Annotated in this window: 26 protein-coding genes; 7 read left to right on the top strand and 19 right to left on the bottom strand. The window is 64.9% G+C overall.

Features of this window, described 5'->3' with window-relative positions; translation table 11 throughout:
• Positions 1–14: 14 nt before the first annotated feature.
• The 7 genes from B6V74_RS15140 to B6V74_RS15110 all read right to left on the bottom strand — a co-directional run bounded on the left by B6V74_RS15140 (position 15) and on the right by B6V74_RS15110 (position 8,753).
• Positions 15–1,010: an ABC transporter substrate-binding protein gene (locus tag B6V74_RS15140; protein WP_088718383.1), complete on the bottom strand. Its 996-nt coding sequence runs from the start codon at positions 1,008–1,010 to the stop codon at positions 15–17.
• Between the two features lie 426 nt (positions 1,011–1,436).
• A complete protein-coding gene (locus B6V74_RS15135; protein WP_088718382.1) occupies positions 1,437–2,480 on the bottom strand; it encodes an ABC transporter ATP-binding protein in 1,044 nt (347 codons plus the stop codon).
• A gap of 1 nt (position 2,481) precedes the next feature.
• Entirely contained in the window at positions 2,482–3,750 is a 1,269-nt protein-coding gene (locus tag B6V74_RS15130) for a hypothetical protein (RefSeq protein ID WP_240497123.1), read from the bottom strand.
• Positions 3,751–3,753: 3 nt separating this feature from the next.
• Positions 3,754–4,968 (bottom strand): carbohydrate ABC transporter permease, encoded by a 1,215-nt coding sequence (locus B6V74_RS15125; RefSeq protein ID WP_075777042.1) that lies wholly within the window; start codon positions 4,966–4,968, stop codon positions 3,754–3,756.
• Positions 4,965–6,200 carry a sugar ABC transporter permease gene (locus tag B6V74_RS15120; protein ID WP_088723275.1) on the bottom strand — a complete coding sequence of 412 codons (1,236 nt, stop codon included), beginning with the start codon at positions 6,198–6,200 and terminating at the stop codon, positions 4,965–4,967. The genes B6V74_RS15125 and B6V74_RS15120 overlap by 4 nt, the downstream gene beginning before the upstream one ends.
• Before the next feature lie 81 nt (positions 6,201–6,281).
• Complete coding sequence (locus B6V74_RS15115; protein ID WP_088723274.1) at positions 6,282–7,643, bottom strand: extracellular solute-binding protein; 1,362 nt, start codon at positions 7,641–7,643, stop codon at positions 6,282–6,284.
• 30 nt (positions 7,644–7,673) lie between these two features.
• Positions 7,674–8,753, bottom strand: a complete 1,080-nt coding sequence (locus B6V74_RS15110; RefSeq protein ID WP_075777040.1) for a LacI family DNA-binding transcriptional regulator — start codon at positions 8,751–8,753, stop codon at positions 7,674–7,676.
• 517 nt (positions 8,754–9,270) lie between these two features.
• Between B6V74_RS15110 and B6V74_RS15105 the strand changes: the two genes are divergently transcribed.
• On the top strand, positions 9,271–10,350 hold the full coding sequence (locus B6V74_RS15105) for a type III polyketide synthase (protein WP_088723273.1): 1,080 nt from the start codon (positions 9,271–9,273) through the stop codon (positions 10,348–10,350).
• The gene (locus B6V74_RS15100) at positions 10,350–10,847 is read left to right on the top strand and encodes an isoprenylcysteine carboxylmethyltransferase family protein (RefSeq protein ID WP_088723272.1); all 498 of its coding nucleotides are present in this window, start codon (positions 10,350–10,352) and stop codon (positions 10,845–10,847) included. Before B6V74_RS15105 ends, B6V74_RS15100 begins: the two co-directional genes overlap by 1 nt.
• Positions 10,848–10,906: 59 nt before the next feature.
• On the opposite strand, the gene B6V74_RS15095 is transcribed toward B6V74_RS15100, so the two are convergent.
• The 10 genes from B6V74_RS15095 to pcaD are packed head-to-tail and all read right to left on the bottom strand — an operon-like array spanning position 10,907 to position 19,660.
• Positions 10,907–12,262, bottom strand: a complete 1,356-nt coding sequence (locus B6V74_RS15095) for a TRAP transporter large permease subunit (protein ID WP_075777037.1) — start codon at positions 12,260–12,262, stop codon at positions 10,907–10,909.
• Complete coding sequence (locus tag B6V74_RS15090; protein ID WP_075777036.1) at positions 12,262–12,744, bottom strand: TRAP transporter small permease subunit; 483 nt, start codon at positions 12,742–12,744, stop codon at positions 12,262–12,264. The genes B6V74_RS15095 and B6V74_RS15090 overlap by 1 nt, the downstream gene beginning before the upstream one ends.
• A 20-nt stretch (positions 12,745–12,764) precedes the next feature.
• Complete coding sequence (locus B6V74_RS15085) at positions 12,765–13,814, bottom strand: TRAP transporter substrate-binding protein (RefSeq protein WP_075777035.1); 1,050 nt, start codon at positions 13,812–13,814, stop codon at positions 12,765–12,767.
• A gap of 47 nt (positions 13,815–13,861) precedes the next feature.
• A complete protein-coding gene (pobA, locus tag B6V74_RS15080) occupies positions 13,862–15,031 on the bottom strand; it encodes a 4-hydroxybenzoate 3-monooxygenase (protein WP_088718375.1) in 1,170 nt (389 codons plus the stop codon).
• Positions 15,028–16,347, bottom strand: coding sequence for a lyase family protein (locus B6V74_RS15075; protein WP_088723271.1), 1,320 nt, complete (start codon positions 16,345–16,347; stop codon positions 15,028–15,030). Before B6V74_RS15075 ends, pobA begins: the two co-directional genes overlap by 4 nt.
• Positions 16,344–17,186, bottom strand: a complete 843-nt coding sequence (locus tag B6V74_RS15070) for a 3-keto-5-aminohexanoate cleavage protein (RefSeq protein WP_088723270.1) — start codon at positions 17,184–17,186, stop codon at positions 16,344–16,346. Before B6V74_RS15070 ends, B6V74_RS15075 begins: the two co-directional genes overlap by 4 nt.
• A gap of 3 nt (positions 17,187–17,189) precedes the next feature.
• Positions 17,190–17,789, bottom strand: coding sequence for a protocatechuate 3,4-dioxygenase subunit alpha (gene pcaG, locus B6V74_RS15065; protein WP_088723269.1), 600 nt, complete (start codon positions 17,787–17,789; stop codon positions 17,190–17,192).
• Positions 17,789–18,511: a protocatechuate 3,4-dioxygenase subunit beta gene (gene pcaH, locus B6V74_RS15060; RefSeq protein WP_088718372.1), complete on the bottom strand. Its 723-nt coding sequence runs from the start codon at positions 18,509–18,511 to the stop codon at positions 17,789–17,791. The genes pcaG and pcaH overlap by 1 nt, the downstream gene beginning before the upstream one ends.
• Positions 18,508–18,882 carry a 4-carboxymuconolactone decarboxylase gene (gene pcaC / locus B6V74_RS15055; protein ID WP_206184168.1) on the bottom strand — a complete coding sequence of 125 codons (375 nt, stop codon included), beginning with the start codon at positions 18,880–18,882 and terminating at the stop codon, positions 18,508–18,510. The genes pcaH and pcaC overlap by 4 nt, the downstream gene beginning before the upstream one ends.
• Positions 18,875–19,660, bottom strand: a complete 786-nt coding sequence (gene pcaD, locus B6V74_RS15050) for a 3-oxoadipate enol-lactonase (RefSeq protein ID WP_088723268.1) — start codon at positions 19,658–19,660, stop codon at positions 18,875–18,877. The genes pcaC and pcaD overlap by 8 nt, the downstream gene beginning before the upstream one ends.
• Positions 19,661–19,736: 76 nt before the next feature.
• On the opposite strand from pcaD, the gene B6V74_RS15045 reads away from it, so the two are divergent.
• From B6V74_RS15045 to B6V74_RS15030, 4 genes are all read left to right on the top strand, one after another.
• Entirely contained in the window at positions 19,737–20,657 is a 921-nt protein-coding gene (locus tag B6V74_RS15045; RefSeq protein ID WP_075777028.1) for a LysR substrate-binding domain-containing protein, read from the top strand.
• Between the two features lie 172 nt (positions 20,658–20,829).
• Positions 20,830–21,774, top strand: coding sequence for a phosphoadenosine phosphosulfate reductase (locus B6V74_RS15040; protein WP_088723267.1), 945 nt, complete (start codon positions 20,830–20,832; stop codon positions 21,772–21,774).
• A gap of 36 nt (positions 21,775–21,810) precedes the next feature.
• Positions 21,811–22,656 (top strand): hypothetical protein, encoded by an 846-nt coding sequence (locus B6V74_RS15035; RefSeq protein ID WP_088723266.1) that lies wholly within the window; start codon positions 21,811–21,813, stop codon positions 22,654–22,656.
• A 278-nt stretch (positions 22,657–22,934) separates the two neighbouring features.
• Entirely contained in the window at positions 22,935–24,329 is a 1,395-nt protein-coding gene (locus B6V74_RS15030; protein ID WP_088723265.1) for an MATE family efflux transporter, read from the top strand.
• Positions 24,330–24,490: 161 nt separating this feature from the next.
• Here the strand turns inward: B6V74_RS15030 and B6V74_RS15025 are convergent, their stop codons facing one another.
• Positions 24,491–24,949, bottom strand: coding sequence for a hypothetical protein (locus B6V74_RS15025; RefSeq protein ID WP_088723264.1), 459 nt, complete (start codon positions 24,947–24,949; stop codon positions 24,491–24,493).
• A 194-nt stretch (positions 24,950–25,143) separates the two neighbouring features.
• On the opposite strand from B6V74_RS15025, the gene B6V74_RS15020 reads away from it, so the two are divergent.
• Positions 25,144–25,383, top strand: a complete 240-nt coding sequence (locus tag B6V74_RS15020; protein WP_075777024.1) for a hypothetical protein — start codon at positions 25,144–25,146, stop codon at positions 25,381–25,383.
• On the opposite strand, the gene B6V74_RS15015 is transcribed toward B6V74_RS15020, so the two are convergent.
• Positions 25,355–26,311 (bottom strand): LysR family transcriptional regulator, encoded by a 957-nt coding sequence (locus tag B6V74_RS15015; protein ID WP_240497122.1) that lies wholly within the window; start codon positions 26,309–26,311, stop codon positions 25,355–25,357. The two genes, B6V74_RS15020 and B6V74_RS15015, sit on opposite strands and share 29 nt — an antisense overlap.
• Between the last annotated feature and the right edge of the window lie 37 nt (positions 26,312–26,348).

The following is a 26,348-nucleotide window of genomic DNA, read 5'->3' as shown; positions in this document are numbered from 1 at the left end:
AGCGCGCGTCACGATCATCCGCCGATCAGCTTCGAAAGCTTCTTCTGGGCGTCTGCGTTGAGCCAGTTCTTCCAGGTGTCCTGGTAGTTCTTGATGAAGTAGACCGCGGTCTCTTCACCCGACGCCTTGTTCTCGTCCTGCCACGCGAGCAGTTTCGACATGGTGTCGGTCTTGAAGCTCATCTTCGAGAAGAACTCGGTCTCGGCCGGGTGGGTCTTCGCGAAGTCGCTCGTCACCGAGGTCAGCACGGGCGCTGCCGGGAAGTCGGAAACCTGCGGATCCTTGGTGTCCTTGTTCTGGAGCTTGTCGAACTTGGCCTTGTCGTAGTCACCAAGCTTGACGCGGGTCATGTCATAGTTGCCCATGACCACGGTCGGGCCCCAGTAGTAGCCGAACCACGGCTTCTTGTCGGCGAAGGCCGAACCGATCGACGAGGCGAGCGTCTGGCCGGAGCCGTGGTTGAACACCTCGATGCCCGAGCTCTTGAGGTCGAGCGCCTTGATCAGGTTGTCGCTCACGACGCGGCAACCCCAGCCGTCCGGGCAGTTGTTGAACGTGCCGCCGACCCAGTCGGGGTGCGCCATCACGCCCTCGATGGTCTTCAGCTCGGGGTGCTCCTTGGCGAGGTAGGTGGGGATCCACCAGCCTTCGACGCCGCCCGGCTGGAGCGTCTTGGCGACGCGCTTGATCTTGCCTTCGCTCTCGAGCTTCTTGTAGGCGTCGCCGGCCGAGTTCAGCCACAGGTTGGTGACGACGTCGGGGCGGCCGTTTTCGGCGATCGAGGTGATGGCCGGGATGGTGTCGGATTTGACCAGGCTGGTGTTACAGCCGTAGCCTTGGTCCAGCATGAATTTCGCGATGTTGGTGGTGACCTCGGCAGCGGCCCAGTTCATCTGGGCGATCGAGATGTCGCCGCACTGCTCGGCAGCGCGGGCAGTCCCGGTCTGAGCTGCAAAACCGGTCACAATTGCAGTCGCACCGGCGACCGCGAGAAGTGTCGTCTTCCGCATGTGTTTTCCTCTCATCCGTTGGATTGTTTGCGATCGTTGTCGGACCGCATTCGCTTTGCGCGTGATGAGACCGCCTGACCTCCCCGCACGGGCGTGTTTTCCCACCCGGAGGAGCGTCTCGGCCCATCGTCGACCATCAGGTTGCGCAATGCACGCGAATGCGCCCGCTCGACGATTGCCGCAAAACCTAGCCTCCACGGCCCCGATCAGCAATCGTCCGCCGGTAACATTAATTTGAGAAAAGCGTCACGGAACCCAATGATTATTGAGAAAAATTATGTAAACGCCGCCGCTTGCCCGACCTTCCGCCAGTACAACAGCCCGATCGCCAAAAGGCATCGGACTGCCGATTTCGGTGCCTTTGAACGGCGAGCTAAGGCCTGCGCCCTGCCCTGCGGCCCGGGATGAGCGCCCGGGCGCGCGGTTTCAGACCGCCATGCCATCGGCGTCGAAGAACACCGTGCGGTCGGCCTCGAAGGCCAACCCAGAGACATCGCCCGGGCGCAGGTCGGTATCGCCCGCGACGCGCACATTGATCGCGCCCAGCGGTCCGCAATCGAACAGGATGAACGTATCGGCGCCCAGGAATTCCACCACATCGACGCGACCGTCGCATTGCCCCTCGCCTTCAGCCACGAGCGAGATATGCTCGGGCCGGATACCAAGCTGCGTGGTCTGCGGCGCGGGACAGGCCCCGCTGCGCCCGCCTTCGAGGCTGTAGCGACCATCCGTGACCGCGCAGGGCATCACGTTCATCTTCGGGCTGCCGATGAATTGCGCCACGAACAGGTTCGCGGGCTTCTCGTAGAGCTCGCGCGGGGTGCCGACCTGCGCGATCTTGCCATATTCCAGCACCACGATCCGGTCCGCCAGCGTCATCGCCTCGACCTGGTCATGGGTGACGTAGATCATCGTGCGCTTGAGATTGCGGTGCAGCCGCGCGATCTCAAGCCGCATCTCCACGCGCAGCGCCGCATCGAGGTTCGACAGCGGCTCGTCGAAAAGGAACGCGGTCGGGTCGCGCACGATCGAGCGCCCGATTGCCACGCGCTGACGCTGGCCGCCAGACAGGTCCTTGGGCCGCCGGTCGAGGAAGCTCTGCAGTTTCAGGATGTCCGCAGCCTCGTCGACCTTGGCGCGCCATTCGCCCTGCGGCGCCCCGGCCATCTTGAGCGAGAAGCCCATATTCTCGGCCACCGACATATGCGGGTAGAGCGCGTAGGACTGGAACACCATCGCGAGGCCGCGTTTCGAGGGCGGCTGATCGGTGACGTTCGCGCCGTCGATCTCGATCGCCCCGCGCGAGGTATCCTCGAGCCCGCCGATCATCCGCAGAAGCGTGGACTTGCCGCAGCCGGACGGGCCCACGAAGACGACGAATTCGCCATCCTTGATCTCGAGGTCGATCCCCTTGATGACCTGCACCTCGCCGAACCATTTCTCGACACCGTTTAACGTGATCGAACCCATGTCAGCCCTCCTTGCCGGCCCAGGCGAGCCAGACGGCCGCCGTCCAGGTGAATGCCTTGCCGCCCGCAGCCGCGCCCGTCATCGGGTCGAAATACTCGACGAAACCGTAGCGCCCGATCACCTCGCGAGTGCGCTTGCGGACCTCTTCGCCAAGCGTGACGCCCCGTTCCGAGGCGCCCTCGCCGATCATCATGTTCATCATCCCCCAGGTCGGGCCGCGCCAGTAGCGCTTCGCGTCGAAGCGCGGATCGAACGGCGCGAGCGAGGGCACGCCATAGGGCGCGGCATCTAGCACGCGGGCGAGGTGTTGCTCCATCTGCGGCGCGTCGAGCCCGCCGAACCAGCACAGGAAGGAGGCGTTGGTCAGCGCGTTCGACCAGATGCCGTTGTTGCAGTTGTAGCTGTCGTAGAAGCCCATGCCGGGGTTCCACAGCGCCTGAGCACCGGCCTCCAGTTCGGCCAGCTGCGCGGCCATGTCGCCGGTGTCGAGATCCTGCGCCTCACCTGCCGCAAGAAGGTCGCGCAGGCCCCGCATCAGGATGAAATGCATGGTCGGATCGGCCACCTTGAACGGGTTGTCCTCGGCGACCTTGGCATCGTCCCAATCCAGCGCCTTGGCACGCTGCACCAGCCAGATGTAACGGTCGTAATCGTATTTCGTGGGCCGCATCGAGGCGTCGACATGCTGGGTGTCGCGGCGCTCGTAATAGCCCACGTCCTGCGGGTCGATCTTGCTCATCGCGTCGTCCCAGTCCGGCGCATTGTCGCGGCCGGATTCCCACGGATGGATCACGAAGATCGCGCCCTTCTCGTCACGGCGCCATTTCAGGAACCACTCCGCCCATTTGCGCATCTTCGGATAAAGGGCTGCGAAGCGAGCTTTCCCCGCCTCCGGATCGGCCGCCAGAAGCCGCGTCGCGAAGCTGAGTGCCACGGGCGGCTGGGTGATGCCCGAGGACGCGATCGGCCCGTTGCAACCCCAGACGTCGGGACCGGGGAAATAGCCCGGATCGGGTTTGTGGAAGATGATATGGGGGACCATGCCGCTGTCCCATTGCCCGGTGAACAGCGTCTCGATTTCCTGCCAGGCGCGGTCCAGGTCGAATTCGGCGAAACCGAGACTCGCAAAGGCGCTGTCCCAGTTCCACTGGTAGGGATAGAGGCCATCGGTCGGCACGGTATAGCCGCCCCGGTCGTTCTGCGTAAGGATTTCGCGCGCCGCAGCGTCCCGGTCGGAGAAATCGGTGGCGGCCACAGTTTCGGTCATCATGTCTTATCCTTTCACCGCGCCGGCCGTCAGGCCGCGGGTCATGAAACGTTCGAGCCCGAGGAACAGCGCCATGATCGGCACCGTCGCGATGACGGCGCCCGCCATCAGGTGCTGGCGCGGGATCTCGGAGGAGTTGAGCGAGGCGATGCCTCGCGTGAGGGTGAATTTGCTGGGATCGTCGAGCAGCATGAAGGCGAGCAGGAACTCGTTCCACGCGATCATGAAGACATAGAGCCCGACCGAGGCCATCGCGGGCAGCGCCAGCGGCAGCGTGATCTTCCAGATCACCTTGAGCCGCGAGAGCCCGTCCATCAGCCCCGCCTCCTCGACCTCGACGGGGAGGCCGCGGAAATAGCCCTGCAGCATGTAGAGCGCGACGGGAATAGTGGTGACCGGATAGATCATCACGATCCCGAGGATCGAGTTGCGCAGACCCACCATCGAGTAGGCGATGTAGATCGGCAGCGCGAGCACGATCATCGGCACCATGTAGATCAGCAGGATACCGCGCGAGAACACTTTCTGCCCACGGAAGCGCAGCCGCGCCACCGCATAGGCGCCGGGCACCGAGAACAGCAGCGTCAGCAGCACGGTCAGCACCGAGACGTAGAAGCTCGTCCAGAGGTAGCGGCCGAAATGGAACCGCGTCATCAACTCGTAATAGCTGTCGAACAGGTGCCAGCCCCGGCTCAGGTCGATCGAGAAATCGAGCGGGTTGAGCATCAGCTGCTGCTGCGACTTCATCGAGGTCATGACCATCACGTAGAACGGGATGACCACGATCGCGGTGAAGAAGATGTAGCCGAAACCGGTCAGGAAGCGGATCACCGCATCCTCGAACTGGTGGCGGGTGAGCGCGCCGAATTGCAGCTCGCGCAGGATCGAGTTGAGCGGGATCGACACCGTGCCCGCGAGCACAACGCTGAGGACGACGCGCCAGACAAAGTTGAAGCTTTCGTCGAATTGCAGCGCGCCGAGGCCGATGGCCATCAGCACCAGCGCCACGACCACCGCCACCGCATCCGCAGCCCAGCGATTGGCGATGCGCACGCGGGCAAACCCGGTCGCAAGCCCGAGGATCAGCGAGCCGATCAGCGCAGGCTTGGCCGCAGCCCCGGTGGCGAAGGAAATCGCGACCCCCAGCGTGACCGACATGACCAGCGCCCAGAGCGCTCCGATGATCGGCCCGGCGAGATAGCCTTTATGCAGGATTTTCATAGCCCTTCCTCCCGGCTCATGGTGCGGAAGAACAGCCCCGAGAAGACCAGAAGGCAGGCGAAAATCACCACGGCGACCGCGGCACCCGCACCGATATTCGACACCGCGAAAGCCTGTTCGTAGACATTGACCGTCAGGACCCGCGTGCCGGCATTACCGCCGGTGAGCAGGAAGATGTCGTCGAACTTGTTGAAGGTCCAGATGAAGCGCAGCAGGAACAGGACCGAGAGGATCCCCAGCAGCTGCGGCATCGAGAGATACCAGAATTTCTGGAACGGCGAGGCCCCGTCCATATCCGCCGCTTCGTACATATCCGTGTCGATGCTCTGCATCCGCGCGAGGATGAAAAGGAACGAGAGCGGGAAATAGCGCCAGATCTCGAACACCGTCACCATGATCAGCGCGAGCGGCTTGGCCCCGAAGAAGTTGATCGCGCCTTCGCTCACGCCCATCTGCACCAGCAGCGCGTTGGCGGAGCCGGAATAGGGATCGAAGAGCGTGATCCAGGTGAAGGCCACCGCGATCACCGGGGCCACATAGGGAAACAGGTAAAGCCCGCGCAGGATACCCTGCCCGCGGAAGCTCTTGTTTAGCAGCAGCGCCGCGAACAGCCCCACGACCAGCGCGCCTAGCGTGCCGAAGACCGTGTAGAACAGCGTGATGCCCAGCACGCTCCAGAACTCGCTGCCCGAAAAGAGCCGGCGGAAGTTGTCGAGCGTGAAGGTGGAATTCGTCAGGACGTTCGAGACGTGACCGGTCGACGTGACCTCGGCGTCGCGCATCGCGCGCTCTGCCGCGCGGGTATCGCCGGTCACCTGCGCATCGACGCGGAACCGCTCGTTCGCGCCGGGTTCGAGCGTGCCGAAATCGCAAGACAGGTCCTGCCCGTCCATCGCGCAGCCCTGAGGCAGATCGCCGGTCAGCGTCACGCCCTCGGGCAGGGTCACATTCAACCCCGCCTTGGTCATCTCCTGCTCGCCCGACGGATTGATCACGCGCAACTCGAGAAGCGGCTGATCGCCCCGCTCGCGCAGCGCCACCCGCGTGCGGATCTCGGCGGGACGCAGATCGCCCAACGTCACCGGCTTCACGGAGATCCAGAAGATCGCCAGCAGCGGCACGATCACGACGAGCGCCACGATCGCGATGGTCGGGAACAGCAGGCCCCAGGCGAGACGCGCTTCGCGACGGGCAAGCGCGCCGCGCCCCTTGGGCGGCGATATGTCGGTCATGACAGTCTCCAATCCATGCAGTCAGAGCGGGCTTCGGCCCCGGGGCAAGGCGCGACCGCCCTGCCCCGGCCAGAGATCGGATCAGTTGATCTTGCCCAGCTCGTCATTCATCTTCGCGACCGCATCCTCGGCCGAGATGTTGCCGTCGATGAAGTCGCGCACAACCCGGTTGATGACCTGGCTGTTGAGCATCTTCGAGGCCAGCGCGAGCTGCCCGTCTTTCACGCCCCAGCGCTGTGCAGTGTCGAGACCCTTGGTGATCTCGTCGACCACGGCCGGATCGTAGAGATCCTTGAGCGGCGCCTTGCGATCCACGCCCACCGGCAGGGTCGCCCAGAGCTTGGTGAACTTCTCCGGATCCGCGTCGGTGCCGCGACGGGTCGGGAACTTGCCCTCGGGCGCGATCGACAGCGTCTGCTCGTAGCCGTCATTCATCGAGTAATCGACGAATTTCTCGGCCGCATCGGTGTCGGCGTCGGCGGTGATGGTGAAGTAACGCAGGTCCGCCCAGCTCGCACCGTCGGGATTCGACGGGCCCGCGAGGTTGGTCACGACGCCAGTATCCTTCGACAGCTCGGTAGAGGTCGGGTCATCGTTGATCATCGGCGGAGCGCTGTCACGCAGGCCGGCCAGTTCGTCGAGGATGAAGGGCGACCACATGATCATCGCCGCCTTGCCCGCGAAATACAGCTCGCGCGACTGCTTCCAGTAGTTCTCGCCGGGCGGGGAAGCGTCGGCCAGCTTCTTGTAGAAGTTCAGCACTTCGACCGTCTTCTTCTCGTCGAGCGGCTTGAAGCCGTCCGGCCCCACCGGCGAGACGCCGTTGGCGAGGAAGATCTGCTCGAGGATCTGGCTCATGTAGTTGTCGTCGACCTTGGTCGCTGCGACGAAACCATACATGTTCGGCGGATCGTTGAGCTTGTCGAGCGCGGCCTCGATCGATTTGAAATCGGTCGGCGGCGCGAGGCCCGCCTTGTCGAACAGATCCTTGCGGTAGAGGATCATCTGCGTCCAGCCATCGACCGGCACGGCGGCATAATCGCCATCGGTCTCGACCATCTTCAGCGCGCCGGGCGCGAAGGTGGCCGGATCGAGCTTGTCGACCACGTCCGAGCTCGCCAGCGTGTCGAGAATGCCCGCATCGGTCCAGGGCAGCACGTTCTGCAGCGGCGTGTAGATCACGTCGGGCAGGTCCCCCGCCGCGAAGGCTGCGGTCGCGCGCTGGTTCAGGTCGCTTTCGGTGACCGGGATCACGTCGACGGTGATGCCGGTCTTGGCCTTGAAGTCGTCGGCCATTTGCTGCTGCTTGGCCAGACGCTCGGGCTGTTCCTCGGTGGTCCAGAACTTGATCGTCTGCGCCTGCACCGCGACGGCGCCCGCCATCAGCGCAAGCACGGTCGAGCCCATCAGCATCGCCGTTTTATGTCCAAGTATCGATTTCATTTACTTTCCTCCCGGTAGATTGCGTTACTCTTATGGGTCGACGGGCGGCCCGTCGGAGCCTCCCGGTTCCAGTTGCGCCGCCACCAGTTCCGTCAGCTCACCGGGCGGCGCACCACGGAGCTGCGCGATCAGCAGCGACGCGAGACGCGCGCCCGCATGCTGGCTGTCGACTGCGAATGTCGTGAGGGGCGGATCGACCATCCGGCCCTCGGGAATGCCGTCATAGGAGATGACCGACAGATCGCGCCCGATCGTCTGCCCCCGCTCGCGCGCCACGTCATAGGCGCCGAGCGCCGTCGCGTCGGTGGAGTAGACGATCGCCGTCGCGGGCTCGGCCAGATCGAGCAACTGGCGCGCGGCCTCTGCCCCTTCCGCGCGGTTCGAGACCTCCATCACCTCGAGCGCGGGATCGAAGGGCAATCCGGCCTCTTCCAGCCCCTTTCGGTAGCCGTCTCGGCGCAACAGCGCGAAATTGTAGCTCGTATGCGACCCGGCGAAGGCGATGCGGCGATGGCCGAAACCCGCCAGACGCGCGACGGCGGCGCGCATCGCCCCCTCGCCATCGACGTCGAACCACGACAGGCCCGGATCGGGCTTGCCGTGACCGGTGCGGCCGAACAGAACGAAGGGCACATGTTTCGATTGCAGGAATTTCACCCTCGGGTCGACGACCTGCGTTCGCGGCAGGATGAAACCATCGACCTTGTGCTCCTGCAGAAGCCGCGTGACCGTGTCCTCCATCTCCTCGCGCGAATTCGACGAGGCGATCGTCAGGGTCCAGCCTTCCAGCGAGGCTTCCTGCGTGATCCCGCCCAGAAAATCCGTAAGGAACGGGCCGTAGCGGTCCGGTGCGTCCAGTTCGAGCACCAGCCCCAGCGCCCGTACCCGCCCCGTACGCACCGCCTGCGCATAGGGCATCGGCGCGTAGCCCATCTCGGCCGCCACCCGCGCCACGCGTTCGCGGGTTTCGGGCGAGATGTCGGAATAGTTGTTGAGCGCGCGCGACACGGTGCTCTTGGTCAGCCCCAGCGCCTGCGCAAGGTCGGAGATCCGAACTCGGCGCGGTGCCGGCTCGGACGGTTTCTTATCGGTGTCGCGAATCTCCTCCATGGCGAGAGACTAGGTCACCGAAACCGATTTCGTAAAGCCGAAACCGGTTTCGAAGCGCGATTTCAGCCTCAAGTCGCCGTGTGCCGCACTGCGGCGTCGCGGGCGCGGATCATTTCGGTTGGGGGCGCGCCGATTTCGAGAAATCATTCAAAACCAAAACCCTAGGAGGCGACTTTAAAGTGAGAGTATGCCGCCGCAGGTTCCGCTCACGTGCCTGCCTTTCGTCGATGACGAAAGCTGACCGTGGAACCGGTGCGCCAGCCAGCGATCACAGCTTGGTGTTGAGGTCGGAAAGCTGTGCAGATCCAATAACACGAAACCAAGCGCTTTCAGGCACCTACAAGGCGACCTTAAACCTAGAGGATAACGTCGCGTGTCCCCGCTTTCTCCTCCTTGCGGCTGAACCAAACCCGGCTCCGGGCCGTTGTCTTACAGGGTAGTCCAGCGCGCCCCCGAGATTTTCGAACAGTTTCCTCAAGGACTGACCAGCATCAGCCTTCAGCGAAAAGGAATTGCCATGTCAGTTTACCTCCACGGTCTCTCCACCGCCCTGCCGCCGCATTGCCTCGCGCAATCCGAGGTGCGCGAGCGGGCCGAGATCATCTTCGGCGAGACCTACCCGCAATTCGAGCGGCTCTCGAAAACCTTCGACACGGCGGGGATCGACCGGCGTTATTCGGTCGTGCCGATCGACTGGTTCTCGGAAGCCCACGGCTGGGCGGATCGCAACGCGGCGTTCATGGAGGGCGCGAAAGCGCTGTTCATCGACGCGGCGCAGGCGGCGCTCGACGCCGCAGGCTGGCAGGGTTCGGAGGTCGATTGCGTGGTCACCGTCTGCTCGACCGGCCTCGCGACGCCCTCGCTGGAGGCGCAGGTTCTGGGCGAGATGGGCTTTCGCGACGACATCATGCGCGTGCCGATCTTCGGCCTGGGCTGCGCGGGCGGCGTTTCGGGACTGTCGACGGCGCAATCCATCGCGGCGGGCCGTCCGGGCGCGAAAGTGCTGCTCGTCGTGGTCGAGACCTGCTCGCTCTCGTTTCGCGCCGACCGGATGCAGAAGGCCGATATCGTCGCTGCCGTCCTCTTCGCCGATGGCGCGGCAGCGGCCTGCATCAGTACCGACGCGCCGGGCGCGGGTCAGGTGATCTCGCTCGGTCAGGGGCACCAGAAGACATGGCCCGACACGCTCGACATCATGGGCTGGGACGTGGACGAGATCGGCTTCGGCGTGATCTTCGACCGCTCGATCCCGGGCTTCGTCAATTCCGAATTCGCGACGGCGGCGGAGGGCGCGCTGCGGGCCGCGAACCTCGATCACGCCGATATCGACCGCTATGTCTGCCATCCGGGCGGCGCGAAGGTCGTGGAAGCGATCGAGGCCGCGTTGCATCTGGAACAGGGCGTGCTGGATGCCGAGCGCAACGTGCTGCGCGAGGCGGGCAACATGTCGGCGCCGACCATGCTCTTCGTGATGCGCGCGGTGTTGGATGCGGGCAAGACCGGACAGATGATGGGCTGCGCGCTCGGGCCGGGCTTTACCGCCTCGTTCCTGCCCTTCCATGTCGGCCCGTCCCAAATCGAGGCGGAGGCCGCGTGATGTCCCTCCCGAGCGTTCTCTTTCTGGCCTTCATCATCGTCCAACGGCTGAGCGAGCTTGTCATCGCCAGGCGCAACACCGCCCGGCTTCTGGCGCGTGGAGCCCATGAGGTCGGCGCGGCGCATTACCCGGTGATGGTCGCGATGCACAGCGCGTGGATTCTGTGCCTGATCGTCTTCGGCCTCGGCCAGCCCGTACACCTCGGCTGGCTCGCTCTCTTTGCGGTGCTGCAGGTGCTGCGCATCTGGATCCTCACCAGCCTCGGCGGACGCTGGACGACACGGATCATCATCCTCGAAGAGCCGCTGGTCGCGCGCGGGCCGTTCAAATACGTCTCGCACCCCAATTACATGCTGGTCGTGGCCGAGATCTTCGTCGCCCCGATGGTACTGGGCCTGCTCTGGGTCGCAGTTCTGTTCACCGTACTGAACGCCGCGATGCTCTGGGTGCGGATCGGGGTCGAGAACGAGGCCCTCGCCCCGATGCGCGCGGGGTGAATGCGAAACGGGGGGCGATTGCGCCCCCCGTTCCGTCTCATCCGCTTGTCTTGAGTGGATCAGCCACCAAGCACGCGAGGCAGCCACAGCGTCAGCGCCGGGAAGCCCAGCAGAAGCGCGACGCGCACGAGCTCGGACAGGAAGAACGGGAAGACACCGCGGAAGGTGGTGCCCATCGGAACGTTCTTCGCCAGCGCCGAGATCACGAAGACATTCATCCCCACCGGCGGCGTGATCAGCCCCAGCTCCACCACGACAAGCGCAAGGATACCGAACCAGACCTTCAGCTCGTCGGTCGAGAGGCCGAAGCCCGAGCCGTCCGCCATCTGGTAGAGACCGCCATTGATCTCGACCAGCACCGGCCAGAAGAAGGGCAGCACCAGCAGGATCATCGACATCGAGTCCATCAGGCAGCCCAGCACGATCAGAGCGATCAGCAGGATCGCCATCACCATCATCGGCGGCAAGCCGGAATTCACCGCCATATCGGCAGCCGCCTGCGGCACCCCTGCCCGCGACATGAAGATCTTCAGAAGCTCCGCGCCCAGCAGGATCAGGTAGATCATGCCAGTGGTGCCCGCCGTCTCGAGGATCGACGAGCGCAGGGCTTCGCGCGACATCAGCCCGCGGAAGAGGCCATAGACGAAGACCGCGAAGACGCCGATCGCAGCGGCGGGCGTGGGGTTGTAGAAGCCCGCATAGATGCCGCCGATGACGACGCCGAAGATGCCCAGCACCGGCAGAACGCCGCGCGTGGCCGCCCAGAACTCGGCCTTGTCCGACACGCCCTGCGCAGGGCCCGCGCTCGGCACGAGGCGGACATAGATCGCGATGGTCAGCAGGAACAGAGCGACCGCGATCAGGCCGGGCACCAGTGCCGCCATGAACATCGTGACGATATTGGCCTCCACGATCACCGCGTAGATCACAAGGATCACCGAAGGCGGGATCAGGATGCCCAGCACGCCGCCTGCCGCGACCGAACCGGTCGCGAGCGCGGGAGAGTAGTTGTAGCGCTCCAGTTCCGGCAGGGCGACCTTGCCCATCGTCGAGGCGGTTGCGAGCGAGGAGCCGCAGACCGCGCCGAAGCCCGCGCAGGCGGCGATCGAGGCCATCGCGGTGCCGCCGCGCATCCAGCCGAACCACGCATTGGCGGCGCGGAACATGTCGCGCGATAGGCCCGTCTTGGTGGCCAGCGCCCCCATCAGGACGAACATCGGCACGACCGAGAGGTCATAGATCGAGAATTGACCGTAAGCGAGCGTCTTGAGCTGGCTCAACAAGATCGCCGGGCCGTTGATGATCGCGGTGCCGCCAGCGCCCACGAGGATCATCGCGTAAGCGATGGGCACACGCATGACGATAAGCGCCACGAGAATGGCGAGGCCAAGCAGGCCGAGAGTAATCGGGTCCATCAGGCACGCCCCGTCCAGTTGTCCCGCAGGCTCAGCGCTGCGGCGATGAAAAGTAGCGCAAGCGAGGCAAGCGCGGGAAGGTAAGCCCACCAGACCGGGATCTGCAGGATCGTGGTGGCGAGCGAATAGGATTTCTGATCGAGCATCCCGAAATACATCCGCCACAGCAGAAGCGCGGCAAACCCCAGCGCCAGCACCGAGCCGATGGCCGAGAAGCGACGCTGCACGGCGGCGCTAAGTTTCGAGGTGAAGATATCCGCCGTCACGTTCTGATCGGCCAATTGGCAGTAGGGCAGGAACATGAAGGCCGCGATGGCGACCCCCATCTCCGTCAGTTCGAAGTCCCCCGCGAAGGGCAGCCCGATAAAGCCGCCCAACACTGTCCAGACGTTTACGGCGACGATCGCTGCAAGCACCCCGCCTCCGGCGAGGGCCCAGGCATAGATCGCCTTGCGCAAGAAAGTCTCAGTTGCAGAATGCATGATCGTCGCCGCTCCGTTGGTTACTGGCTCGCCAGGTTCTTTTCTTCTTCAGCGGTCAGCTCGCGGGCTTCTTTCACCAGCGCCGGACCGTCGATGCCCTGGCCCTTTACCTCGTCTTCCCAACGGGTAACGACCGGCTGCATCGCATCCTTGAAGGCTTGGGTCTCGTCGGCCGAGAGCGTGATCAGCTCGTTGCCATCCGCTTCGGCGGCCTTGATCCCGTTATTGTCGCTGGTGCGCCAGATCTGGCCGACTTCCTTCAGCCACTCCTCGTCGGATGCCTTGCGGAACGCCGCCTTGACGTCATCGGGCAGGCTGTCCCATTTCGCCTTGTTCATCGACACCTGGAAGATCGAGGTGCCCAGACGCCAATGGTCCTGCCCTTCGATCTGGTACTGTGTCTGCTGCTGCAGCTTCAGCGCGGGGATGATTTCCCACGGGATCAGCGCCCCGTCGACGACCTTCTTCGACAGCGCCTGCGGCAGTTCCGGCACCGGCATCGCGACCGGCTGCGCGTTCAGCGCCTCGATCACCCAGGCCCCCGTGCGCGACGGCGTGCGCAGCTTCAGGCCCTTCACGTCGGCGGGGCTGTGAACCGGGGTATCGACGGTGTGGATGCCGTTGCCCGCATGGGCGTGCAGGAACATCACTTCGAGGCCCTTGTCCTCGTATTCCTGCTTCAGTTCCTTGTCGAACATGTCGCGCATCGCGAGGTTGGTCGCGGCCGGGTCGTTGTTATAGACCGTCGGCAGCTCGAACACCTCGGTCCGCGGGAAGAGACCCGGCGTGTAGCCATTGAGCGTCCAGATCAGATCGACCACACCATCGCGCGCCTGCTGCACGAGTTCCGGCGGGCGACCGCCCAGCGTCATCGCCGGGTAGATGTCGATCTTGACCTTGCCGTTCGACAGCTCTTCGACGCGCTTGGCCCAGGGCTCCAGCATCTGCGTCTGCACCGGCGCCTTGGCACCAAGGAAATGGTGCAGCTTGAGGGTGATCTCCTGTGCGAAGCTCCCGCTTGCCCAGAGCATGGCTGCGGCGCTCAGGCCTAGCAGTTTCGTAAGTTTCATAGTTATTTCCTCCCTTTGTGCCCCTTGCGCGGGGGCGGTTCGGCCCGTCAGTAAGGCAGGCCCACGTAGTTTTCGGCAAAGCTCTTGCGTGCGGTCTCCGACATCTGGAGATATTCGAACTCCGCGCGCTGCATCCGGCGCTCGAACGCGCCCGTTTCCGGGAAATCGTGCAGCATCGAGGTCATCCACCACGAAAAGCGCTCGCATTTCCAGACCCGCGACAACGCCGTCTCGGAATAGGCGTCGAGCCCTTCGGACGTGCCGTGGTTGTAGAACCGATCGAAGGCGCGGTGCAGATAATAGACATCCGAGGCCGCGAGGTTCAGGCCCTTCGCGCCGGTCGGCGGCACGATATGGGCACTGTCGCCAGCCAGGAACAAACGCCCGTGGCGCATCGGCTCGGAGACGAAGCTGCGCAGCGGCGCAATCGACATCTCCAGCGGCTCGCCGGTGACCAGCGTCTCTGCCACATCGGCCGGGATGCGGGTGCGCAGCTCGTCCCAGAACCGCTCTGCGGGCCAGTCTTCCAGCTTTTCGCTCAGCGGCACCTGCACGTAATAGCGGCTCAGCGTGGGCGAGCGCATCGAACACAGCGCAAAGCCCCGATCATGGGCCGCGTAGATCAGCTCGGGCGCGGCGGGCGGCGTCTCGGACAGAAGGCCAAGCCAGCCGAACGGATAGGCACGCTCGAATTCCTGACGGTGGCTCTCCGGGATCGCCTTGCGCGACGGCCCGTGGAAGCCGTCGCAGCCCGCGACGAAATCGGCGGTCAGCGTCTTGGCCTCGCCCTCATGGGTGAAATGCACGGTGACGCCGTCGCCCTCGATCCCCTCGATTGCCGTTACCTCGGCCTCGTGCAGCACGGTGCCGCCGCGCGCATCGCGGGCGGTGTAGAGGTCCTGCGTCACCTCCGTCTGGCCATAGACCATTACCCCTCGGCCCGTCAGGCTCTTGATGTCGATATTGAGCCGCTCGTCGTGCCACGAGATCTCGACACCGTCGTGGATTTCGCCCTGACGGTCCATTCGCGCGCCCACTTCGGCGGCGCGCAGCAGATCGACGGTGCCCTGTTCGAGCACCCCGGCCCGGATGCGCGACAGCACGTAATCGCGCGAGCGGCGCTCCAGCACGACGCTCTCGATCCCGTGCAGGTCGAGCAATTGCGACAGCAGCAGCCCGGCCGGGCCACCGCCGATGATGGCGACTTGAGTCTTCATGCGTTTCCTCCGCAAAGGTCATTGCAGCGCTGCGCGAAAGCGCGCGCCTGCGCCGGGGCCTGCCCTGCCGCAAGAAGCGGATCGGTCAGGGAGTCCCCGTCGAGTTCGGGATGGGCGGCCAGAAGCGCCGCCACGGGATCGGGTGCGGCCATCGCCTCTTGCACCGCTTTCTTCGCCGCGTTGCGCGGCAGCGTCTTCGCGAGCGTAAAGATCGCGCGCTCGGCATAGGGGCCGAAGCCCGCAGCCTCGAGATTGGCGCGCATCCGGGGGGCGTCGGCCTCGAGCCCTTCCAGCATCTCTCCGGCAAGACGCAGCGACGCGCCACAGGCCACGAGGATCGGGCGCAGGCTCATCCATTCCAGCGCCCAGGCGGCGCCGTCGCGGAACTGACCATGGAGCGCGGATTCAAACAGGCTCCCCTGCAGATGCGCCGCGTGACGCGCCAGCGCCACCAGCGCCTCGGCGGCCACGGGGTTCGATTTATGCGGCATGGTGGACGAGCCCCCCCCCGCGATCCGCACCTCGTTGATCCCCGATTGCGCGAGGGTCACGACATCCGTGCCGATCTTGCCCAGCGACCCGGTCAACAGCACCGCCTGCGCGCCGAGCCCGGCCATCGCGTCGCGGCGGCTGTGCCACGGCTGATCCTCGGCCTGAAGCCCCAGCGCCTCCGCCATGCGGTTACGTACCGCCTGCGCCTTGTCGCCCAGCGCCGCGTCGGTGCCGACGGCGCCATGTAGCGCGACCCGCCCAGCGCCCTGCATCACCGCCATGCGCGCCGCCGCGTCGATCAGCGGCTGGCCCCAGGACGCGACCAGCGCGCCGAAAGTCACCGGCAAACCGATCTGGCTGCGGGTTCGCCCGGCCATCACCGTCTCCGCCTCGCGCCCGGCCAGTTCACCGGTCACGCGGATCACGCGCCGCAGCCGCGCCGCGATCACGGCGAGCGCCTGCGTCATCAAAAGCGCCGTCGCACTGTCGATGATGTCCTGCGAGGTCGCGCCCCAATGGATCGCCTCCCCCGCCTCTTCCGACAGCTTGGCGCGCAGATCGCTCAGCAGCGCCGGAACCGGCACGCCGTCGCGCGCGGCCCCCTCGGCCAGTGTCGCCGGATCGGGCTGGTACCCGGTCAGCTTCTCGGCAATTTCGGACGCCGCAGCCTCGGACACGACGCCTTCGGCCGCGCAGGCCTCGGCCAGCGCCACTTCGACGCGCACCATCGCCGCCAGCAATGCGGCATCGTCGAGCATCGCACCCAGTTCCGCATCGCCGTAGAGACCGGACCAGAGCGGGCTGTCGAGGGGAGAGAGGCTCATGCGGCCCCCTTCATGGGCAGCGCGAGGATCTCGCGCGCCTGCTGCCAAGTGGCAACCGGACGGCCCGCTTTTTCACACAGATCGACCGTGCGCTGGACAAGCGCCGCGTTCGAAGGTGCGAGCGTTTCGCGATCCAGCCGGATATTGTCCTCCAGCCCCGTGCGGCAATGCCCGCCGGTCTCGATGCACCATTGGTTGACGACCACCTGCCCCGGCCCAACGCCTGCCGCGCACCACGTCGCCTCGGGCAGAACGCGGGCACGGGTCTCGCGCATGAAATCGAACGCCGCGCGGTCGACCGGCATCGCGTTCTTCACGCCCATGACGAATTGCACATGGACATTCGCGGGCAACCGCCCGTCGCCGACCAGTTTCGCGGCCTGAAAGATGTGGCTGAGATCGAAACACTCGATCTCGGGGCGCACATCGTAGGTCTTCATCTCCGAGGCCAGCCAGTCGACCAGATCCGGAGGGTTCTCATAGACCCGCGTCGGGAAGTTGTTCGACCCGACCGAGAGCGAGGCCATGTCGGGCCGCAAGGGCAGCATCCCGCCGCGCGTCTTGCCCGCGCCGGAGCGCCCACCGGTGGAAAGCTGCACGATCATGCCGGGACAATGTTCATGCAACCCCTCCATCAGTCGTGCGAAGCGGTCGGGATCGGAACTGGGCGAGCCGTCCTCGTTGCGGACGTGGCAATGCGCAATCGTCGCTCCCGCCTCGAACGCGGCCTGCGTGGACTCGATCTGCTCGGAGATCGTGATCGGCACCGCCGGATTGTCGGATTGCTGCGGCACGGAGCCGGTGATCGCGACACATATGATGCAGGGGTCCTGGGTCATGGCTCAGATATCGAAGAAGACGGTTTCGCCCGCACCTTGCAGGCGGATGTCGAAGCGGTATTCGCCCGGGCCGGTCGCCTCGGCGACCATCGTGGCGATCCGGTCGCGATGCTCGATCCGCGCGAGAAGCGGGTCGCCCGAGAGATCGTCCTCGGGGAAATACATCCGGGTGTGCAGCCCGTGATTGATGCCGCGCGCGAAGATCCAGAACGAGATATGCGGCGGCGTCTCGCGGTCGCCCGAAAGCGCAATCGCGCCGGGCTTGATCGTTTCGAAAATGATCTCGCCCGTGCTGAAATCGGCGGGGATGCGACCGAAGCCGGAGACCGCCGGATCTGCGCCCTTCTGGCCGGGATAGATCCCGGCGGCATCGGCCTGCCAGGTCTCCACCAGACAATCGCGCAGCGGCAGATCGCCCCCGTCGACGACGCGGCAGGTCACCTTGATCCGCTCGCCCTTCGCCTCCGGCCCGGCGATCTCGCGGCCCAGCGTCTCGAAAGGAGCCCCCTCGATGCCGCCCGCCTCGGGAGCGAGCCCGATATGGACGTAAGGCCCTGCCGTCTGCGAGGGCGTCAGGATCGGCTTGTCGAATTTCTGCACCATTACATGCCCTCCGGACGGTTCTCGAAATGGGTCTGGCGGTGGCCGCGCAGCACGATGTCGAAGCGATAGGCGATCGCGTCCATCGGTTTCGTCTCACTCATGTCGAGCGCCGCCACGAGCCGGTCGAGCGCGGCCTTGTCGGGGATCGTCTGCGCGATCGGGCAGCGTGCGATCAGCGGATCGCCCTCGAAATACATCTGGGAGATCAGGCGCTGGCCGAAGCTGTGCCCGAAGATCGAGAAGTGGATGTGGGCCGGGCGCCATTCGTTCGGACCGTTGGGCCACGGATAGGCGCCGGGCTTCACGGTGCGGAACGCGTAGGAGCCGTCCTCGCCCGTGATCGTGCGCCCGCAGCCGCCGAAATCGGGATCGAGCGCCGCCAGATAACCGTCTTTCTTGTGGCGATAGCGCCCGCCCGCATTGGCTTGCCAGATCTCGATCAGCGCGTTCGGTATCGGACGGTTGTTCTCGTCGAGAAGCCGACCATGCACGATGATCCGCTCGCCAATGGCGCTGGTGCCGGGGCGGGCATAGTTCAGCAGCAGGTCGTTATCGAGCGCGCCGAGCTTCACATGGCCGAAGGTCGGCCCGGTCTCTTCGCTGGGCGAGCTGTCGAAGGCGATCAGCGCACGCTGCGGGCTGCGCAGCACCGAGGTCTTGTAGGCCGGCGTGAAGAGAGGCGGGTGGATACCGGCCTCGCGGGGGATCAAACGACCGGTCATTGGCCCATCTCCTTCAGCGTTTCCTTGATGATCTTGATCGCGTGATTGGCGCGGGGCACGCCCGCATAGACCGCGACATGCAGCATCGCTTCTCGCAGATCCGAAGGCGTGGCGCCGGTATTGGCGGTGGCGCGGGTATGCATCGCGATTTCCTCGTGATTGCCCTGCGCCGCCAGAAGCGCGATCGTCACGATGGAGCGTTCGCGCGGCGTCAGGTCAGGCCGCGACCAGACCGAGCCCCAGGCGCCCTCGGTGATGAACTCCTGAAACGGCGCGTCGAACTCGGTCTTGCTCGCATCGGCGCGGTCGACATGGGCGTCGCCCAACACACGGCGGCGCGTTTCCATCCCTGCTTCATATCGCTCAGACAAGCTCGTGCTCCTTCAGAAATTCAGTGATGAGGCGCGCCACGTGCTCGGGCGCCTCGATTGCGGGAATATGCCCCGCGCCTTCAATCAATTCGGCCCGCGCGCCGGGAATGGCGGCAGCCATTTCCATGACCTGCTCGGGCGGGGTCGCGCCGTCATGGCTGCCCGCGATCACCAGCGTCGGGGCGGAAATCTCGGGCAGAGCGTCGCGCAGATCAGCTCCGGCGAGCGCCTTGCAGCAATTCGCATAGCCTTTGGCATCGGTGCGCGCGACTTCCGTCACCCAGAGCGCGCAGTCGGGATGGGCGCGGAACGCGGGGCCGAACCAGCGCTCGATCACGCCGTCCGCCATCGCGGGCAGACCTTGACTTTCCACCGTGGCGATCCGCTCTGCCCAGCTTTCCTCGGTGCCGATCTTGGCGGCCGTATTGCTGAGCACCAACGCACGCACCCGCTCGGGGGCGATCCGCGCGATCTCCTGCGCGATCATGCCGCCGATGGAGCAGCCGACGAACACTGCCGCCTCGATACCCAGATGATCGGCGACCGTCAGCGCATCCTGCGCCAGATCGGTGATCGTGGGGGCGGCGTCAGAGGTCGCGCTCAACCCGTGACCGCGCTTATCCATGCGCACAAGACGATAGCCGGAGAGCGGGGCGACAAGGCCTTCCCACATCCGCAAATCGGTGCCCAGCGAGTTCAGACATATAACCGGGACGCCCTGCGCCGCGCCGTCTTCGCGGTAATGGATATGCCCCCAGTCGCAATTAAGTGCGTGCATCCTCTTCCTCCCGCCATAATCTTTTCTGAAGTTTTCGCTTGAGCCAAATATAAAATGCACGTTAATCCATAACCCCATGGCTATGCATAAAGGTCTCAAGCTCCGTCACATCCGCGCCTTTCTCGACACGATCGAGGCAGGCGGGGTCTCGGCTGCGGCGCGTAAGCAGGGGATTTCACAGCCTGCCTTGTCGAAGACCCTCTCCGAGATGGAGGCGATGCTGGGCGGTGCGCTACTGGAGCGACGCGGGCGGCGGTTGACCGTGACGCCGGCGGGCGAGGCGTTTCGCCGCCATGCGATTCAGGCGTTGCAGGAACTGGAGGCTGGCGCGGCTGCGCTCAGCGGCGACGGGATCGGCGACGTGATCAATGTGGGCGCGCTGCCGACGGTGGCGGGCTCGATCTTTCCGGGCGTAGCCCTCGAGTTCAGCCGCGCCCATCCGGGCACGCGGCTCTCGATCAGCACCGGGCCCAACCTGTATCTGCTCGACCGTCTGCGCTCGGGTGCGATCGACCTGATGATCGGACGGATGCCCGCCGCCGCCGACATGCCGGGGCTGCGCTTCGATTTTCTCTACGAGGAAGAGGTCATTCTGGCCGCGCGCGCGGGCCATCCATTCGCGCACCGCCCCGCCCCCGAGGCGCTGCGCCAATGCGACGTGATCCTGCCTACGCGCGGCGCGATCATCCGGCGCATCGTCGACGATTATCTGGGCGCGCAGGGCATCACCGAGCCGCGCTGCCCGATCGAGACCGTGTCGCTCGCGACCGGACTCGGGCTGTTGGAAGGGTCGGATATGCTGTGGTTCATCTCGCGCGGCGTGGTCGCTCGCGAACTGGCCTCGGGGCTTCTGGTGAGCTTGCCGCTGGGCGCGCAGTTCATGTCGGGCGCTGTCGGGTTGACGATGAAGCACGAGATGACCGAGCGCCCCGAGGTCGCCCGGCTGACCGCGATGATGCATGAGGCCGCCCGGTTGCGCGCGGCGACGTCCGGCTGAGGCTTGGCCAAGCCGCCCTGCTCCAGTGCGCCAAGCCGCGTGCTGCAGGCTGGACCCCATTTGTGCTATCCGCCATATTGTGAACGATTTTTCATGATTTCTCGCCCCCCGAGAGACGCCCGACATGGCCACGATATCGGGCCCTGCCAAACCGCCGAGATAGGTTATACCAATGCCTGATACCGCCTTGAAAGACCGCCAGATCGCCTGGACTGGGCAGCTCGAACGGATCGGGGCAGATCATGGATTCTACCGCCGACTCGATGCCGAGCATAAGGCACTATTCGTCGAGGGCGACGACACGCTGGTCGTGACCTTCGACAATCTCGACGATGCGCGCCAGAAGGTCGAAGAGCGCCTGCCCTGGGGCGTGAATTTCATCAACTCGCAGGGCTGGTCGGCGCTTGGCATCGGGGCGCATGGCTGGACATGGTACCGCGCCGAGGCGGTCTATGATTTCTTCGACGAGATGCGCGAGACCGGATTTTTCGAGCGGTTCCGCCGCGTGGTGTTCTACGGCACCTCGATGGCGGGCTACGCGGCAGCGGCGTTTTCCTCGGCAGCTCCCGGCGCCACGGTGCTCGCACTCTCGCCGCAAGCCACGCTCGACCGCGACGTGACCGGCGGCTGGGAAGGGCGCTATCGCGCGGTCTGGCGGCGCAATTTCACCGATCGCTACGGCTATGCGCCCGATGAGGCCGCACAGGCGGCGCAGATGTGGCTCCTCTACGATCCGACGGTACGCGAGGATTCGATGCACGCGACCTTGTTCCGCGCGCCCAACGTGACCCGGATCCGCTGTCGACGCTTCGGCCATCGACTGGGGTCATCGCTTACCGCGATGGGCGTTCTGAAACCGATCACGCAACGGGTGGTCGCGGGCGACGCGACCCCGGCGGAGATCTACGCTTTGCTGCGGGCGCGCCGCACCGTGCCCGCTTATCAGAAAACCCTGCTGAAACAGCTTCTCGCGATGAAGCGGCCGCGCCTGACCTATGACTATGCCCATGCGGTGCTGAGGTCCTCCCACCCCGCGCGGCGCCCGCATTACCGCAAGGCGATGGACGAGATCGCCAAGAAATTCGACTGGCCCAGCTACACCCCGCCTTCCGTCTGAGCGCCGCGAAAGACCCTTCCGAACAGGAGCCTACCCTTGTCCCAATTGCCGACGATCGCAACCCTGTGGATCGGTGACCGCCTGTCCTGGCTCGAACAGCTGAGCCTGAAATCCTTCGTCGATGCGGGCCATGACACCCTGCTCTATTGCTACAACCTGATCCCGAACGCCCCGCCCGGCGTGACGCTGCGCGATGCGCGCGACATATTTCCGGGCGACGAGATCATCCGCCACAAGCGCACCGGCAGCCCCGCTATCCATGCCGATCTGTGGCGGCTGCACCTGATGGAAAAGACCGATTACATCTGGGTCGATGCCGATGTGCTTTGCGTGAAACCCTTCGATTTCACCGATGATTACGTATTCGGGCTCGAGAAACCGCACCTGATCTGCAACGCGGTGATGCGCCTGCCGGCGGAGTCGCAGACCCTGCGCGGGCTGCTGGATTTCGTGGCCGACCCTTACGCGATCGGGCCATGGCTGAAGGAAGAGCAGCAACAGGAATTGCGCGCAGCCCGCGATCGCGGCGAACCGGTGCATTTCTCCGAGCAGGAATGGGGACTGACCGGCCCGGCCGCGCTGAGCCACTTCCTGCGCGAGACCGGCGAGTGGGACCATGCGCTCTCGCAACAGGCCTTCTATCCGATCTCCTTCAAGGACCGGAACAAGATGATCATGTCGCGCTTCGACGTGGAGGCGGATTTCCTCACCGACGACACCTATGCAGTGCATATGTGGGCGCGTCGAATGAAGCCGCGTCTGGAAGAGGCCGAGAACAACCGCCCCCGGCGCGGAAGCTATATGCACAAGGCGCTGCTGAAACACGGCATCACGCCCTCCGAAGCGCCGATCCCGCCGAAGGTGAAGCCCGTCGACGCCTGACGCAATGGCGCGTCGCCGCGTCGACATCGGCAACGCGCGCGCCCAAGGCGTGGCAGAGGGACATCATGCGCTGCGAGAAACGGATCCGGCCGAGCTGCGCCATATTGCCCGAGCGGTGATTTGCGGCTATCGAACGGACAGGTGCCGGGCACCTGCCGCCTGCAGACAAACGTCACGGTGAAGCCCGGAGCAAGATGACATCTCACCCTCGATGCATTTCGCAGGTGGGCAATGCAGGCACCCTCCCCATTCGAAATGCCTCTGCGGAGGAGTGAGCGATGTCTGTTGGACCCGCTTCGAACACTGTTGAAAACCGCTTCCTGACCCGCCCCGTCGGGCGATTGTTCCTCTCGAATGCGCTCCCCATGGCGGTTGTCATGTCCACCGGGGGGCTGTTGAACGTGATCGACGGCATCTTCGTCGGTCGTTTCATCGGCGCTGAAGCCCTGGCCGCCGTCAGTCTGGGCTTTCCGGTCGTCATGTTGCTCACCGCGCTGACCGCCCTGGGCGGCGGCGGCATGTCGAGCCTGCTCGCCCGCCATCTCGGAGCCGGCGATCGAAGCAAGGCGGGCGCCGTGTTCGCCCGCGCGCACGGCCTGGCGCTCGCGATCAGCGCGGGGTTGATCGCCGCGGCGCTGACTCTCGGCCCGTCCGTCGTCTCCGCCCTCGCCGCCGGGAACGAGGCGGTCGCGGCGGAAACGCGCAGCTACCTGCTGATCCTGATCCTCGGCGCGCCGGTCCAGTTCACCTTGGGGCTGCACGCCGATGCCCTTCGCAACGAAGGACGCGCGGGGCTGATCGCGCTGCTCTCGGTGCTGGTGAACCTGCTGAACATCGCGGCGAACTATGTCGCGATCGTGCTCCTCGGGCTGGGCGTCGCGGGCTCTGCCCTCGGCACCGTGAGCGCGCAGATACTCGGGCTGGCGCTGGTGCTGATCGTGCGGGCGCGCGATCGGGATTTGCTGCCGCTCGGGGCGCTCGTGCAGGCCAGTTGGCTGTCGGGATGGGGGCGGATTCTCGCGCTCGGCCTGCCGCTGTCGCTGACCTTCATCGGGATGGCGCTGGTGAGCAGCACGGTTCTTCTTCTGATTGGCACCACCTCCGCGGATCACGCGAGCTATGTCGCGGCCTATGGTGTGGTGACGCGCATCCTCGGGCTGGCCTTCCTGCCGCAGATGGCGATCGCGCTGACGACGCAGAGCATTACCGGAAACAATGTCGGCGCAGGCCGCATCGCGCGCGCCGGTGCGGCCCTGCGCCTTGCAATCGCTGTCGTGTCTCTCTGGTGTGCCGGTGTGGCGCTGACGTGTCTCGTCGCGGGTGAACCGCTTGGTGCGATGTTTTCGGAAGATCCGCAGGTCACGGCGGCAGTCGCCGCGATCCTGCGACCGATGACGGCGCTCTACGTCTTCACCGGGCCGATCCTCGTTCTCGCGATGCACTTTCAGGCGATGGGCCATCCGCTGCGGACGGCGGCGCTGACACTGGTGAAGCCCTGGTTGTTGGTGCCGGCCCTGCTGGTCCTCATGAATGCGCTGGCCGGTATCGAGGGCCTGTGGTTCGCCTTTCCGATTGCGGATGCAGTGCTGCTTGGCCTCGCGCTGCTCCTGATCAGGCGGGTCCGTCCTATCGCCTCCCTCTCGGCGGCCCCGTCTGCCGAGAAAGCGGCCTGACATCGCCGCTCCCGAGATCGCGTCGGCCGAGGCCGGATGACGCGGCTGCGAACGGACGCGCGCCCCCAACCGGGGCGCGTGTCTGTATGTGACCCGACCTTTCCAAATGCGATCGGCCGGTTCGCCTTAGCGGCCCACCAGTCGGCGACGAGATCGCGTTATCAGCCGTCGGACCGGTTCCAGACGGCGCTGGAAGACGCGGGCCTCAGGTCGGGCGGCGCGGTCTCGAGATAACGCCGGAACTGCCGGACCAATTCGTCGGCGATCACCGGCTTTTCGAATTCCGCGACGATGTTCGGGAACTTGGATCGTTCGAAATTGACGACCTCCGCACCGCTGCCGACGATGACCGCGGGAATCCCGTGCCGTTTCAGCCAGGGAAGCGCTTGGGCAGCGGCGGCTTCGTGCAGCGTGACGTCAATCACCGCCGCCAGAATCCCGGCGGGGCCATACGCCTTCAGCTCACTCACATCGCACGTGGCGCAATGCGCGACGCGGAATCCGGCCTCCTCCAGCACCTGCTCGAGGTCGAGCGCGAGGACTGTTTCACTCGTAAAAAGCACAACAGGGCGAGAACGAACCAGATCGCCTTGATATGTCTCTGCGTTCTTCTGTTCCATGTATGAAGTCTAGCATGAATCTGACGTTTTCGGTATTCATTTCAATTACATAAACTTAACACCCTCGGCCACTTGACAACCTTGACTGCGAGCAGTTCGTGACCTCCCTGCCCTCAATTGACAAACTGCTCGAAGGTATTAACCTTGAGTAAGCTGATTTAAGTTGAGTAAGTTTAGTCGGTCCGGAGGGTTTCATGGCGAACGACCGCGGCAAGCGCCTGACCAGACTCCAGATCATGGTTTCGGACGACGAAATCAAAGCACTGGATGACTGGCGTTTTTCCCAGCGGATGCCGAGCCGTGCTGCCGCCATTCGCGAACTGCTCCGACGCGGCCTCGGGGCCGAAGGCTATATCGGAGAGGCCGGCAAGCAAGGCGATTCCAGCAGTTTCGGCGTCATTGACGTCAACCCTGATCGCCCGACATCGCGGTGATGCGCGCTCGGGCGCTGTCCGTCGTGACGCTCTGCGCGACGAGCCAGTCGCGGAATTTCTTCGCCTTTGCGGAGGCGCGCCGGTGAACCTTGATGTAGAAGCACTGCGGTGACACGACGCTTTCCGCCCCGAGCGTGACGAGCTCTCCGGCCTCGATCAAGTGACCCACGAGGCCGTCCCAGCCCAGCAAGGCGCCGATGCCTTCCTTCGCCATCTGCAACCCGATCATGTAATTGTTGACGGTGATCCGTTTGCCGGTCGGCTGCGGGCACCCAAGCTCGGACAGCCAGTCGGGCCATTCGGTCCAGCGATGGCGCTCGCGGGTGATGTGGATCAGCGGGACACGGTGCAGGTCATGCGCGGAGGCGATGCCGTAACGCGCGGCAAAAGCCTCCGAGCCGACCGCGCAGATACGGTCCTGAAAGAGCTGCGTGCAGCTTTCGTCCCCTTCGGGGAACACGCCGTAATGCAGGCTCAGATCGACGGTCGCTTCCAAATCCACCGCGTCGCTCACGATCTGCGAGACGTTGATGTCCGGGTGGGTCAGCCAGAATTCCGTCAATCTCGGGGTGAGCCAAAGCGAACTCACCGCGGTCGAGGCCAGCACCATCACGTCGTCTTCCGCGACGGGCCCGCGCATGTCGCGCACGACGTCGGAAATGGCTTCGAAGCTGCGCTGCACCGCGTTGAACAGATAGGCCCCGGCTTCGGTCAATTCGACGCCGCGATGCTGGCGCCGGAAAAGCTGCTGGCCAAGCTCCGTCTCGAGCGCCCGAATCTGATGGCTGACGGCCGTCGGGGTCACGTTCAGCTCTGAAGCCGCCGCCTTGAAGCTTAATTTTCGGGCAGCCGCCTCGAAACAATTCAGTGAGCTAAGCGAGGGAAGATCATAGGGGCGCTGCATGATGTCGGTTTCGAACCATTCCATGTCGAAATATGTCTTGGGTGAGTTCAACTCACCCCGG

This window comes from Thioclava sp. F42-5, assembly GCF_002213195.1.
Lineage (GTDB): Bacteria > Pseudomonadota > Alphaproteobacteria > Rhodobacterales > Rhodobacteraceae > Thioclava > Thioclava nitratireducens.
This window is presented reverse-complemented; position numbering and strand designations above follow the sequence as displayed.